Origin of the sequence: Actinomadura spongiicola, assembly GCF_003432485.1 — a bacterium.
In the GTDB taxonomy this organism is placed as follows: domain Bacteria; phylum Actinomycetota; class Actinomycetes; order Streptosporangiales; family Streptosporangiaceae; genus Spirillospora; species Spirillospora spongiicola.
In genome coordinates this window covers 23,174-35,401 of record NZ_QVNQ01000019.1, presented here as the reverse complement: position 1 = coordinate 35,401, position 12,228 = coordinate 23,174, and the positions used below count along the sequence as shown (strand labels likewise).

At 67.9% G+C, this 12,228-nt stretch carries 11 protein-coding genes, 1 rRNA gene and 1 riboswitch; of the genes, 1 reads left to right on the top strand and 11 read right to left on the bottom strand.

Annotated elements, in window-relative coordinates; all coding sequences use genetic code 11:
* From D0T12_RS34360 to D0T12_RS34315, 10 genes are all read right to left on the bottom strand, one after another.
* A 16S ribosomal RNA gene (locus tag D0T12_RS34360) occupies nt 1-106 on the bottom strand; the annotation flags it as partial.
* A gap of 699 nt (nt 107-805) precedes the next feature.
* A complete protein-coding gene (locus tag D0T12_RS34355; RefSeq protein WP_147339746.1) occupies nt 806-1,162 on the bottom strand; it encodes a hypothetical protein in 357 nt (118 codons plus the stop codon).
* 61 nt (nt 1,163-1,223) lie between these two features.
* Nucleotides 1,224-1,811: a phospholipid scramblase-related protein gene (locus D0T12_RS34350; protein ID WP_117405246.1), complete on the bottom strand. Its 588-nt coding sequence runs from the start codon at nt 1,809-1,811 to the stop codon at nt 1,224-1,226.
* Nucleotides 1,812-2,721: 910 nt separating this feature from the next.
* Nucleotides 2,722-3,321 carry a phospholipid scramblase-related protein gene (locus tag D0T12_RS34345; RefSeq protein ID WP_117405245.1) on the bottom strand — a complete coding sequence of 200 codons (600 nt, stop codon included), beginning with the start codon at nt 3,319-3,321 and terminating at the stop codon, nt 2,722-2,724.
* Between the two features lie 182 nt (nt 3,322-3,503).
* Entirely contained in the window at nt 3,504-5,135 is a 1,632-nt protein-coding gene (gene groL / locus D0T12_RS34340; protein WP_117405244.1) for a chaperonin GroEL, read from the bottom strand.
* Between the two features lie 485 nt (nt 5,136-5,620).
* Entirely contained in the window at nt 5,621-5,860 is a 240-nt protein-coding gene (locus tag D0T12_RS34335; protein WP_147339745.1) for a hypothetical protein, read from the bottom strand.
* Nucleotides 5,861-6,101: 241 nt separating this feature from the next.
* Entirely contained in the window at nt 6,102-6,512 is a 411-nt protein-coding gene (locus tag D0T12_RS34330; protein ID WP_117405242.1) for a hypothetical protein, read from the bottom strand.
* A gap of 145 nt (nt 6,513-6,657) precedes the next feature.
* Nucleotides 6,658-6,936, bottom strand: coding sequence for a MoaD/ThiS family protein (locus tag D0T12_RS34325; RefSeq protein ID WP_117405241.1), 279 nt, complete (start codon nt 6,934-6,936; stop codon nt 6,658-6,660).
* Between the two features lie 15 nt (nt 6,937-6,951).
* Nucleotides 6,952-8,196, bottom strand: coding sequence for a threonine synthase (thrC, locus tag D0T12_RS34320; RefSeq protein ID WP_117405240.1), 1,245 nt, complete (start codon nt 8,194-8,196; stop codon nt 6,952-6,954).
* 16 nt (nt 8,197-8,212) lie between these two features.
* Nucleotides 8,213-8,354, bottom strand: a riboswitch (SAM riboswitch).
* Between the two features lie 107 nt (nt 8,355-8,461).
* On the bottom strand, nt 8,462-9,403 hold the full coding sequence (locus D0T12_RS34315; protein ID WP_117405239.1) for a cation diffusion facilitator family transporter: 942 nt from the start codon (nt 9,401-9,403) through the stop codon (nt 8,462-8,464).
* A 100-nt stretch (nt 9,404-9,503) separates the two neighbouring features.
* Between D0T12_RS34315 and D0T12_RS34310 the strand changes: the two genes are divergently transcribed.
* Complete coding sequence (locus D0T12_RS34310) at nt 9,504-10,976, top strand: alpha,alpha-trehalose-phosphate synthase (UDP-forming) (protein WP_117405238.1); 1,473 nt, start codon at nt 9,504-9,506, stop codon at nt 10,974-10,976.
* 187 nt (nt 10,977-11,163) lie between these two features.
* On the opposite strand, the gene D0T12_RS34305 is transcribed toward D0T12_RS34310, so the two are convergent.
* Entirely contained in the window at nt 11,164-12,189 is a 1,026-nt protein-coding gene (locus D0T12_RS34305; RefSeq protein ID WP_117405250.1) for a sulfotransferase family protein, read from the bottom strand.
* Nucleotides 12,190-12,228: the final 39 nt, after the last annotated feature.

The following is a 12,228-nucleotide window of genomic DNA, read 5'->3' as shown; positions in this document are numbered from 1 at the left end:
ACCCGTTCGCCGCTCGAGTACCCCCGAAGGGGCCTTTCCGCTCGACTTGCATGTGTTAAGCACGCCGCCAGCGTTCGTCCTGAGCCAGGATCAAACTCTCCATTAAGGCCAAACGACCACACCGAAGAACCAACCCCGATGCGACCAAACCTTGGAAACAATCCCAGCAAACACAACCCACCAAAGTAGGTTGCACTGCCTCAAAGAAATCCCCGACCACCCGAAACGGGCGGTCACGGGGCGACCCGGCCCTGAACATTCAGAACCAGATCGATAAAGGCACTGGCTTTTAACACGCTGTTGAGTTCTCAAGAAACGGACACCCACCGGACTGGATTCGCTTTCGCGTCTCCTGCTTCGGGGCGACTGCTCTTACTTTACCGGATTCGATCGAAGTGTCAATTTCGACCTTTCCCGGGTTCCAGTCGCCATCACTTGCGTGATGTCGGCCGGAGGCGGTGCTATTTCATCAGGTCCGGCTTGATTGTCAAAATCGAGCCTTTCCGTCCCATCACGACAACGCGCACACGGCGAAGCCGAGTGGCTGGGTCGTTGGTGGGTTCCCCCCGGATCGGCCGCCTACCGGCGTCCGCTTCCCCGTGGGGCGAAGTGAACAGTATGCCCCCGAGGTGCGGACGTCAAACCGGCTCGCGCGTCATGGCGGCGTCCGATCGACCGGGGACGACGCCGGGCTCGGAAGCCCCACCCGTTCTACCTTGGGTTTTGTCCGACTTCGACCGTCGTGTCCTACTTCAGGGAGCGACCGAAGCGGTGATTATTTCTTTTTGGCAACGGCGATGGCCGGCTACGACTTGGCCAGGTATCCCCCGATGAAGAGGACGCCTTCAGCCAGAACCCATGTGACGGCGGCCACGGCGAGAAGCGTGTCCAGCCGGTCGGGTCTGCGTCGGACGCCCGGCATCGACCAGGCCGTCACGACAATGACCGCCGCGAGAAGGGCCAGTGGCGCGGAGACGCGTACGGCGTCGTCGAAAGCGGCGCCGCATCTCTGATCACGTTGTTCGTCCTCACCGCAGAAGGCGGTGTCGCCCCAGCCACCGACGGCGGAGAAGAGCCACAGGACGGCCAGCACGGAGTTCGCGATCGTCGGAATGGCCGGTGAGATCCACCAGCTGTCCGAGCGTCCGGGCATGGCCTCCACGGACGGAACGTACCTCGCGATACCACGACCGGGAAGTCCTACGTGCGCATTCCGGGCGCGGTCAGGTGATTTCCTTGCTCTCGTGCAGGTTCATGTCCATGACGATCGCCGTCATGACGCACATGGTCCGCAGCGGTTCCGAAACCGGGTCGTAGATCTCCACCGAGTACTTGTCCGCCGTCGTCAACAGGTGGGTGGCGAGACCGGCCCACTTCTTGCGGACGTGCGCGACCTTCGTCCCATCGTTGTCGGACACCTCGAAGTTGTTCCGCGGTACGTCCACGGCGACCGCGCCGATCAGGGCGCCGGCACCGTCGTAGACGACATAGCGCCGCCCGACCCGCTCGGTCACGAAGGAGCCGACGGTTTCTTCCTCCGGGTTGAGGATCTCCGTGTAGTCCCTGCCTCGCTGTTTGTCCACGAACAGCAGGGGGTCCCCGTCCGGCGTGGTCAGCAGGACGGCGCGGGCGTCGAGGTTCGACTTGCCGGGCACCACGCCCCGCATCCCGGCACGTCCCTCGCCGTCAGCGGGCGCCGCCAGGGCGAGGACGACTCCGTCACCGTCGAGGACCTTGTACCGCGATTTCGCGAACGGGCCCCTGCGAGGCTGTTCGACCCTGAGCATCGAGGAGCCGAAGACTTCGTTCATCTGATCCTCCGGGGGACGCCCCAGCCGTCTGGCTGGAAAGGATTCCGGACTTGGTCAGGCACGATCCGGTGCGGCCGGGGCGGCCCGGCAAGGACTCCGAACACTTCCGTACAACACATCTGGGCCGCCCTGTGATTTCTCCGATCACGAGGACGGCGTACGAGTGCGAGGCCTCGCCCGGCCCCGACCCGACGGCGGCGCTGCAACCCACCTCCGGGTGCGCGCGCAACCTGGAAGAGCGGCCGCTGAAACGGACCGGGGAGTCGGCATTCCTGAACGAGGTGTCCTCGCCCTCTCCGGGGTAAGCGTTCGGGCGTCATCTGACCGCGTTGGCCGACTACCCGGTCACCGCCCACGGGCGCTGCCATGACGTGGTCCCCCGCGGGTGGCCGCGCGTGCCGGGGATGGTGTGTGACCGTACTCGTGCGCGGGCCCGGACGAAGGTGGAAGGCCAGGTGGCCCGGTGGCGTTTCCCGTCCGGACTGGGCTCGCACTGGTGGGTTCTGCCCGCGGCGCCAAGCCCACCGACGTGGCACGCCTTCGCCGAAGGGTTCCCGGTGTCGGCTCGTGCAGGTGATGTGAAGCGGGCCGCCCGGGTCTCCCCCTGCTCCGGTCGGGGCAGCGGTCACGTGTTCTCCTGCCTCGTTCGGCCACATGCGCGCGCCACTCGATTCGCTCTCAGCTCGGACGGGCCCGCGCCGTTCGGTACGGTGCGCCGCCACGTCGTGATCCTGCCAAGTCCGGCCTCTCAGCGGAAGAACTTTGCGGTGCCCGCAAACTGCCGCCGGGACCGGGTACCCGGCTGACGTGCGCAAGCGGCGGCAGATGTCACGTCCCGGAAACCGAGATGTGACCGATGAGCGTGCGCCGTGGTCGCCTTCACGGCCCGGGGACCGGTCATCCGGCATCGTCAGATTCCCAGGTTGTCGAGCAGGTCCTTGCCCTCGTACAGCATGAGGTCGAGTGCGATGGGCGCCGCGACGACCAGCATGCGCAGCGGGTGCGGCAGCGCGTGGTGGAACGTCACCGCGTATTTGTCGGCGGTGGTCAGCAGTGCGGTGACCGCGCCGTTCCACTTCTTGTCCACCTGCGCGACATGCGCGCCGCCGTTGTCGAACACCTTGAACTTGTTGGTGCGCCTGTTGCCGTCGAGCCTGCCGACGGGCCGTTCCGCCGCGTCGAGGAGGGCATAACGCCAGGTGTAGCGGTCGAGGCGGATCGAGCCGTGCAGGGCGCCGTCGGGGGTGCTGACCCAGGTCGCCTTCACCCTCTTCGGCCGTTCGATGATCAGAATGGGGGTGCCTCGGGTGTCCTCCACCTGCACGGTCCGATGGTCGTCACCGTCCATGAACACCGCCCGCCACGCCTGACGGCGGAGCGACACCGCGCGCTCCTCGGCGCCGGCCAGCAGCGTCCCGGCCCCGTCGAACACCTTGTACCGGGACTTGGCGGACGGGACGCGGCGCGGCTGCTCGACGACGAGTACCGGAGAGTTGAACAGGTCGCTCACATGTCCTCCGTGCGGTGCGCGGGCCGTCCGACCGAACGTTCGCGATCATTGTGTTCGACGCGTGGGCGGCACCACCGGTTCGGTCGCCGACCTGGATCGTCCCCGAAAGGCGAAGGGACGGCCCCTGGGGACCGTCCCTTCGGATATGTACACCGTTGTCCGGCGCGGATCTGACCTGTGGGTCAGAAGTCCATACCGCCGGCGTCGGGCATGCCGCCGCCCGCCGGAGCGGCGTTCTTCTCGGGCTTCTCGGCGATGACGGCCTCGGTGGTCAGGAACAGCGCGGCGATCGACGAGGCGTTCTGCAGCGCGGACCTGGTCACCTTGGCGGGGTCGATGATCCCCGAGTCGAACATGTTGACGTAGTCGCCGGTCGCGGCGTTCAGGCCCTCACCCGGGGTGAGGTTGCGAACGCGCTCCACCACGACGCCGCCCTCAAGGCCGGCGTTGACGGCGATCTGCTTCAGCGGCTCCTCCAGAGCGCGCTTGACGATGTTCGCGCCGGTGGCCTCGTCGCCCGCGAGCTCCAGCTTGTCGAACGCCTTGGCGCCCGCCTGGAGCAGCGCCACGCCACCACCGGGGACGATGCCCTCCTCGACCGCGGCCTTGGCGTTGCGGACGGCGTCCTCGATGCGGTGCTTGCGCTCCTTGAGCTCCACCTCCGTCGCGGCACCGGCCTTGATCACCGCGACACCGCCCGCGAGCTTGGCCAGGCGCTCCTGGAGCTTCTCGCGGTCGTAGTCGGAGTCGGTGTTGTCGATCTCGGTGCGGATCTGGTTGACCCGGCCCGCGATCTCGTTGGCGTCACCGGCGCCGTCCACGATCGTGGTCTCGTCCTTGGCGATGACGATCTTGCGGGCGCGGCCGAGCATGTCGACCGTGGTGTTCTCCAGCTTGAGGCCGACGTCCTCGCTGATGACCTGGCCGCCGGTCAGCGTGGCGATGTCGCCCAGCATGGCCTTGCGGCGGTCACCGAAGCCCGGGGCCTTGACGGCCACGGACTTGAAGATCCCGCGGATCTTGTTGACGACCAGCGTGGCCAGGGCCTCGCCCTCGACGTCCTCCGCGATGATCAGCAGCGGCTTGCCGGACTGCATGACGCCCTCGAGGACGGGCAGCAGATCCTTGTTGGCCGACACCTTGCCCTGAACGATCAGGATGTACGGGTCTTCGAGGACCGCCTCCATCCGCTCGGGGTCGGTCACGAAGTAGTGCGAGATGTAGCCCTTGTCGAAGCGCATGCCCTCGGTGAGTTCGAGTTCCAGACCGAAGGTCTGGCTCTCCTCGACCGTGATGACGCCTTCCTTGCCGACCTTGTCCATCGCCTCGGCGATCATCTCGCCGATCTGCGGGTCGCCGGCGGAGATCGACGCCGTGGAGGCGATCTGCTCCTTGGTCTCCACGTCCTTGGCCAGCTTGGACAGCTCTTCGCTGACCCGCTCGACCGCGGACTCGATGCCCCGCTTCAGCGACATCGGGTTCGCACCGGCGGCCACGTTGCGCAGACCCTCGCGCACCAGCGCCTGGGCCAGCACGGTGGCGGTGGTGGTCCCGTCACCCGCGACGTCGTCGGTCTTCTTGGCCACTTCCTTGACGAGCTCCGCGCCGATCTTCTCCCACGCGTCCTCGAGCTCGATCTCCTTGGCGATCGACACACCGTCGTTGGTGATCGTGGGAGCGCCCCACTTCTTCTCCAGCACGACGTTGCGGCCCTTGGGACCAAGGGTCACCTTGACGGCGTCGGCGAGCTGGTTCATGCCGCGCTCAAGACCGCGGCGGGCATCCTCGTCGAACGCGATCATCTTTGCAGCCATAGGCTCCAGTCCTCCCGGAACAAGGTGGCTTAGATGGATCGAGCCGACGCCCGCGACGGACGGCCCCGGCCGACGACTGCCATTCCGTCGCCGAACTGAGGCCTCATCGCCCCGACCCAGACTGTGAAGTTGTCACTCTCCACAGCAGAGTGCCAACCGTTTGTTTAGCACTCTACCCTGCCGAGTGCAAGCGGCGCGCATCCCCGTAGGGAAGGTTCACCTACCGGCCCGAACCCGCCCCCACCAGCACCAAAGCCTCGTTCTGGGACGCCAGGAGCGTGGACTGCGATCCACTGTGTGCGGTCGTCCGCAGGTGTTCGGGGAACAGCCACGGAACGCGGACCCGACTTCGAGCTCCACGGCGTGGTCAGGGGGCGGCGGCGCTCAGGACGCTGCGCGGCCCGCGCCTGGCCCGCCCGAAGGGTGCGGTGTGGGCACCGGTCACCGGGTCGCGCGTCGCCGCCCGCAGTATGGTCGCTCGCCAGTCAGCGGAGCCGATCGAAGAAGCCGCCGGCCGAGTCGTCCAGCTTCGATTGACCCAGCCAGCGAGCCAACACCCCCGCAACCTCTCGCGGCGAGACCGAGATGTACTCGTGCCAGGGTTCTCGCTGGCCGTGTGGATAGTGGAAGTCCCTACCCGGGAAAAAGGGTCCCTGCAACGCGGCGTTTAAGCATTCACCGATAATTGGCAGATCCTGCGCGTCCATCGTTTCGATTCTGGTCATGCCCCTATGATCGCAGGCCCCGTACTGCATCACTACCCCAGCCGGTTGGGCTGAAAGGCAGGACCACCTACCGGTCTGCGAAGGAAGGCGTCGAGGCCGGGCAGAGAATCGTAGGACGGCAGCAGACGCGAAATTCATTTGTCGAAAAGGTTCATCCACCGGGATTTCGCAGGCGACCGTCCGGTCGGAGATTCAGTCTCCAGTTCCGCTATCGGGTGCCTTGGGTTCCGGGGTTGTGTGGTTATCCGACCGAGTGGGCTTTGGGGCAGGGTGGGCTGTTCAGGCTGGAGAAGTCGGCGCCGGGCAGGTTGTAATAGTCGTCGACCGCCGTGGCGGCCGGGAAGAGGGCGATGAGGGCGATCACCATGGTCGGGTAGCAGGCTGCGCGGAGCCGGCGTGGGGTTTGTGCGTTGGACAGGAGAACCGCCGCCGCGAGTACGGCGCCGAGGAGGGCGCTTGTGAGGACCGCGAAGGGCAGCCAGGCGTCGTAGCCGTGGCTCCAATGGGCGGCGGACGGGTTGTGAATACACGCGGATAAGCGGGTGCGGTCGGCCCGTTCTTCCAGGGCCGACATGCCCCAGAGACCCGCGATGCTCACGCCGGTGAGAACGGGCGGGAAGACGGCTGCCCAACGCCGGAGAAAACCCTTCATAAAGGGTGATCATAGAAATTCCGGGTCGGTTTTTCAGGTCATCGCCGAAAGTCGCTGATCAGTGGAGGCCCCGGCGAGGATGTCAATTCGCGTTGGGGGTGAGAGCGCGGCCCCGGCGCATCGCTGTGCCGGGGCCGTGGGCGTCTCAGCCTCCGGCGACGGCGGGGATGATCGAAATTTGCGCGCCCTCGGGGGTCGGTGTGTCCAGACCCTCGGCGAAACGGACGTCCTCGTCCCCGACATAGACGTTGACGAACCGGCGGATCTTGCCCGAGTCGTCCAGGATGCGGGCGGAGATGCCGGAGTAACTGGCCTCCAGGTCGGCGACGACGGCGCGGAGCGTGTCGCCCTCGGCCTTCACCTCCGACTCGCCACTCGTGTAGGTCCGCAGGATCGTCGGAATGCGCACGGAAACGCTGCTCATGCTGCTCCTTTGTTGTCAGGCGAGGCCCGCGGCGCGGAAAGCCTCCAGGGACGGGGCGATGTTCGCGGACGGCGCGACGACCGGTGCGACGGCGTCCAGGGTCTTCAGCCCGTCCCCCGAGTTGATGATCACCGTTTCGGCGGACGGGTCGAGCGCCCCGGACCCGATGAGCTTGCGGAGGGTGGCGACGGTGACGCCGCCCGCGGTCTCGCCGAAGATCCCCTCGGTGCGGGCGAGGAGGCGGATGCCCTCGACCACCTCGGCGTCGGTGACGTCCTCGACGGCGCCGCCCGTGCGGCGGGTGACGTCCAGGACGTAGGGGCCGTCGGCCGGGTTGCCGATCGCGAGCGACTTGGCGATCGTGTCGGGCTTCACGGGGCGGATGACGTCGTGGCCGTCCTTGAACGCGGTGGCGACGGGGGCGCAGCCGGTGGCCTGGGCGCCGAAGACGCGGTACGGCCTGTCCTCGACGAGGCCCAGTTTGATCAGTTCCTGGAACGCCTTGTCGATCTTGGTGAGCTGGGAGCCGGACGCGACCGGGACGACGATCTGGTCGGGCAGCCGCCAGCCGAGCTGTTCGGCGATCTCGTAGCCGAGGGTCTTGGAGCCCTCGGCGTAGTAGGGCCGGACGTTGACGTTGACGAACGCCCAGTCGTCCTGTTCCCCGGCGATCTCGGACGCGAGCCGGTTCACGTCGTCGTAGTTGCCGTCGACGGTCACGAACGTCCCGCCGTACACGGCCGTCGTGATGATCTTCTGCGCTTCGAGGTTGGACGGGACGAACACGGCGCTGCGGATCCCGGCGCGGGCCGCGGCCGCGGCGACGGCGTTGGCGAGGTTGCCGGTGGACGGGCACGCCAGGACCTTGAAGCCGAGTTCGCGGGCGGCGGCGAGCGCGACCGCGACGACGCGGTCCTTGAACGAGTGGGTCGGGTTGCCGCTGTCGTCCTTCACCCACAGGGTCCGCAGGCCGAGGCTCTCCGCGAGGTTGTCGGCGCGGACGAGCGCGGTCAGGCCGGGCTCGGTGTTGGGCGTGTCGGCGACGTTCGACGGGACGGGCAGCAGGGCCCGGTAGCGCCAGATGTTGTGCGGTCCCGCCTCGATGTCCGCGCGGGTGACTCCCCCGAAGTCGTAGGCGATCTCCAGGGGGCCGAAACACTCCTCGCAGGCGTAGTAGGGCCCGAGGTCCCGGGACGAACCGCATTCGCGGCAGACGAGAGCGGTGGCGTTTCCTAGGTCGGTGGCAGGCGTGAGTGCCATACGGGCGAGGCCTTTCTCCCCATCTTTCCTGCGCCACCCTGGTCGCAGGCCGGAGTTGGCACCATCTCCCGGCCGGCCTCGCAGGATCGCGAGCGCGCGTCAGCCGAGTGGTTGCCGGGGCTTCGTCGGGCCGGTCCCTCCACCCCTCTGGATGAGCAATATTCAGTTGTCGGCGCTTTGAACGCGTATGGGTGACTTTACCTGATCTGACCGGATGTCAGACAGGGCGGGTCCACCATGGGAACGTTACCCGCCGCGGTCTAGATCACGCGGGCTCCCCCGTACGGCGCGCGGGGTGCTGGGTGGGGTCCAGGAACACGTGCCGGACGGCCGGAAGCCGCTCCCGCAGCCGGCGGTCGATCGCCCCGGCGACGTCCTCGGCCTCGTCGGCGCTGATGTCGTCGGAGAAATGGACCTTGGCCGCGACGAGGATCTGCTCCGGGCCGAAGTGCATGGTGAGCAGCTCGTCCACGCCGGTCACCCCGGGCGAGCCGACGATCTCCGCGCGGATCTGCCGCTGCGCGGCCGGATCGGCGGCCTGCCCGATGAGCAGGCTCATGCTCTCGCGTCCGATCCAGAACGCCAGGACGATGAGGAGCAGGCCGATGAGGACGGACGCCAGGCCGTCCCAGAACTCGGAGCCGGTGATCTCCCGGAGGGTCAGCCCCGCGGCGGCGAACGTGAGGCCGATCATGGCCGTGCTGTCCTCGAACAGCGCCGTCTTGAACGTCACGTCCGGCGACCTGCGGACGTGTTCGAGGATGTCGCGCCCGTTCTCGCGGGTCTCCTTGCGCGCCTGATAGTACGCGCGGATCCAGGACGCCCCCTCCAGGACGCCCGCGAGCACGAGCACGGCGTAGGCGAGCCGCACGTCCGTTCCGGAGCCGCCATGACCGGTCATGGTCAGGACGCCCTCGAAGATCGAGAACCCGGCCCCGGCGACGAAGATGCCGAAGGCGGCGAGCAGCGACCAGACGTAGGTCTCGTTGCCGTATCCGAACGGGTGGCGCCGGTCGGGGGGACGTTCGCTGCGCCGCAGGGAGGCGAGGAGAAAACTCTGGTTGAGGGTGTCCGCCACGGAGTGCGCGCTCTCCGCGAGCATCGCACTGGACCCGGCCACAAGCCCGGCGATCAGCTTCGCGATCGCGAGGATGAGGTTGGCGGCACCGGCGACGAGCACGGTCTTTCTCGTCTCGGTCCTGCTCATTGCCGCCGGATACCCTCCGCTTTACCTGTTAATCGCGAGGTGGCGAGGACCACAGCGGGTCCCTTTGAAGCGCGTCGACGACAACTGAGACCCTGCGGTTATGAGCCAAGTGCTGGTGGCGTCGAACCGGGGGCCGCTGTCGTTCTCGCTGTCGGATGCCGGGTCGCTCACCATGCGGCGCGGCGGCGGAGGGCTGGTGTCGGGCCTGGCCGCCGTCACGGGCGCTCCCGATCCGCCGGAGCCCCCCGGAACGGAGGCGAGCGCCCCGGAGGTGCTGTGGGTGTGCGCGAGCCTGGGCGACGCCGACCGGACGGCCGCCCGGCGCTCACCCGACGGACGCCTCGACCTCGCCGGTCACGACACCGGTGGCGCCGCGGTGCGGATGCTCGACATTCCGGCCGGGACGTTCCACCGCGCGTACAACGCCGTGGCCAACTCGACGCTGTGGTTCGTCCACCATCTCCTGTACGACACGCCGCGCAGCCCGCATTTCGACGCCCGCTCCCGTCGCGACTGGCAGTCCTTCGAGGCGTACAACGCGGCGTTCGCCGACGCCTTGGCACGCGACGCCGCACCGGGCGCGAAGGCCGCGATCCAGGACTACCACCTGTCGCTGGCACCGCGGATGCTGCGCGACCGGCGTCCCGACCTGAAAATCGTGCACTTCTCGCACACGCCGTGGGCACCGCCCGAGTACTACAGGCTGCTGCCGGACGACATCGGCACGCAGATCCTTCTCGGCATACTCGGCGCCGACCATGCGGGGTTCCTCACCGAGCGTTGGGCGTCCGCGTTCCTCGACTGCTGCGAACTACTGCCTGGTGCACGTGTCGACCGCACGGCCCGTACCGTCACCCGCTCAGGGCACGTCACCCGCGTGGGCGTCCATGCACTAGGCGTTGACGGCAAGGCGTTGCGCCAACGCGCCGCCGAACAGGACGTCGTGGAACGGGCACGCACGCTGCGCGAACAGGTGCGCGACCGTCAACTCATCGTTCGGATCGACCGCACGGAACTCTCGAAGAACATCGTGCGAGGGCTCGACGCCTACCGTGAGCTGCTCGTCAACCATCCCGAATGGCGTGGACGGGTGGTGCACCTGGCGTTCGCCTACCCGTCCCGCTACGACCTGCCCGAGTACCGGGAGTACACGGCGGCCGTCCAGCGCACGGCCGAGCAGATCACCGACGAGTTCGGCACACCGGACTGGGATCCGCTCATCCTTCAGGTGAACGACGACTATCCGCGTTCCCTGGCCGCCTACGGCCTCGCCGATGTGCTGCTCGTCAACCCGATCAGGGACGGAATGAACCTGGTCGCGAAGGAAGGGCCCGTCCTGTCGGAGCGCGGATGCGCGCTGGTGCTGTCCAGGGAGGCGGGCGCCGCGGCGGAACTCTCCGAGGACGCGCTGATCATCAACCCCTACGACGTGTCGCAGACCGCGGAGACGCTCCATCGAGCCCTGCTGATGCCACGCCGCGAACGCTCCGACCGCTGCGCCCGCCTCGCCACCGCCGCAACCGCGCTACCGCCACAAACCTGGTTCGCCGACCAACTAGCGACCCTCGACTGACACCCGACGCTCCCTCGCCGACAGGCGCCCCCACAACAAGGCCGCCCGAACAGCAGGACGCCCGGACAGCAAGACGCTTGAGCCAGCAGGGGGCTTGGACGGCAGGTCCCCGGACGGGCAGAGCGCCCCGGTGGAAAGTGCCCGAACCGGCGGGGCGTCCGGACGGTAGGGGTGCCGGGAAGCTTGGTCAGGGGGCCGAGGTCGCGGTGGTTTCGTGGGTCGGGACGCAGGCGACCGGGTTCGGCTCGTAACGCTGTTTCCACCGGTCGCGCAGCGCCGCCTTGCTCTGTGCCATGCGGCGATGGGCGCTGACCTTGGCGAAGCGGGCGAGCTGGGACGCGGGCGGCTTCGGCAGGCCGCTCGGCTCGTAGCCGTACTCGGCGAGCCGCTCCCCGAACGCGGCCTCCGCCAGGCTGATCTCCCAGGGCGCGAGGCGCTGCGCCCACGAACCGACGCGGGAGGTGGTGACGAGGTCCTTCGTCCGGCCGTGCCATTGCTTGTGGGACGAGACGGTCTGCTTGGCGAGACCGTCCGGGTGGGTCATCGCCGGGTCGAACTCCTCGCCGAGGAACCCGCAGAGCCGGGTCAGTTCGTCGGTGGGGTCGGCGACGAGACGCTCGTACTGCATCTCGTAGTAGGTGTCGGGACCGAGTCGTTCGGTGAGCCGACGACCGCGGTCGATGGCCTCCCGCCACACGGAGACGGCGTGGTTGATGTCCTGGTCGTACCAGGGCATCTCCAGGAGCGAGGCGACGCAGTCACGGCCGTCCCGGATGAGATGGACGAACTGCGCGTCCGGGAACATTCGCAGCAGCGGGCCGACGTACCGGAAGTAGCTCGGCCGCTTGTCGCCCCAGCGCGGCTTGCCGGACCGGCGCGCGTACGCGCGGAACACGATGGCGATCGCCGAGCCCAGCGTCGGCGGCCCGGCGACGATCTCGTCGGCGACCTCGGCGGCGTCCAGGCCGAGCGCGTGGAACTTGGTCGACCGGTCGCGCGTGATCCAGTCGGCGAGCGCGCGCCGGTTCTCCCTGACCCCGAGGTCACCGAAATCACACCTAGCCGTATAGGCGGGCAGGACGAACTTCGTCTCCGAGGGGACCGCGATGCGGGGATGCGAGTGCAGCATCAGCTGAAGCAGCGTCGTCCCCGAACGAGGGCACCCGATGATGAAGATCGGACGGTCATGGCGGGGGTCCGGGCAGGATGGCATGCACGGCATGGTGGCTCACGGACCGGGCCCGGCACCGGG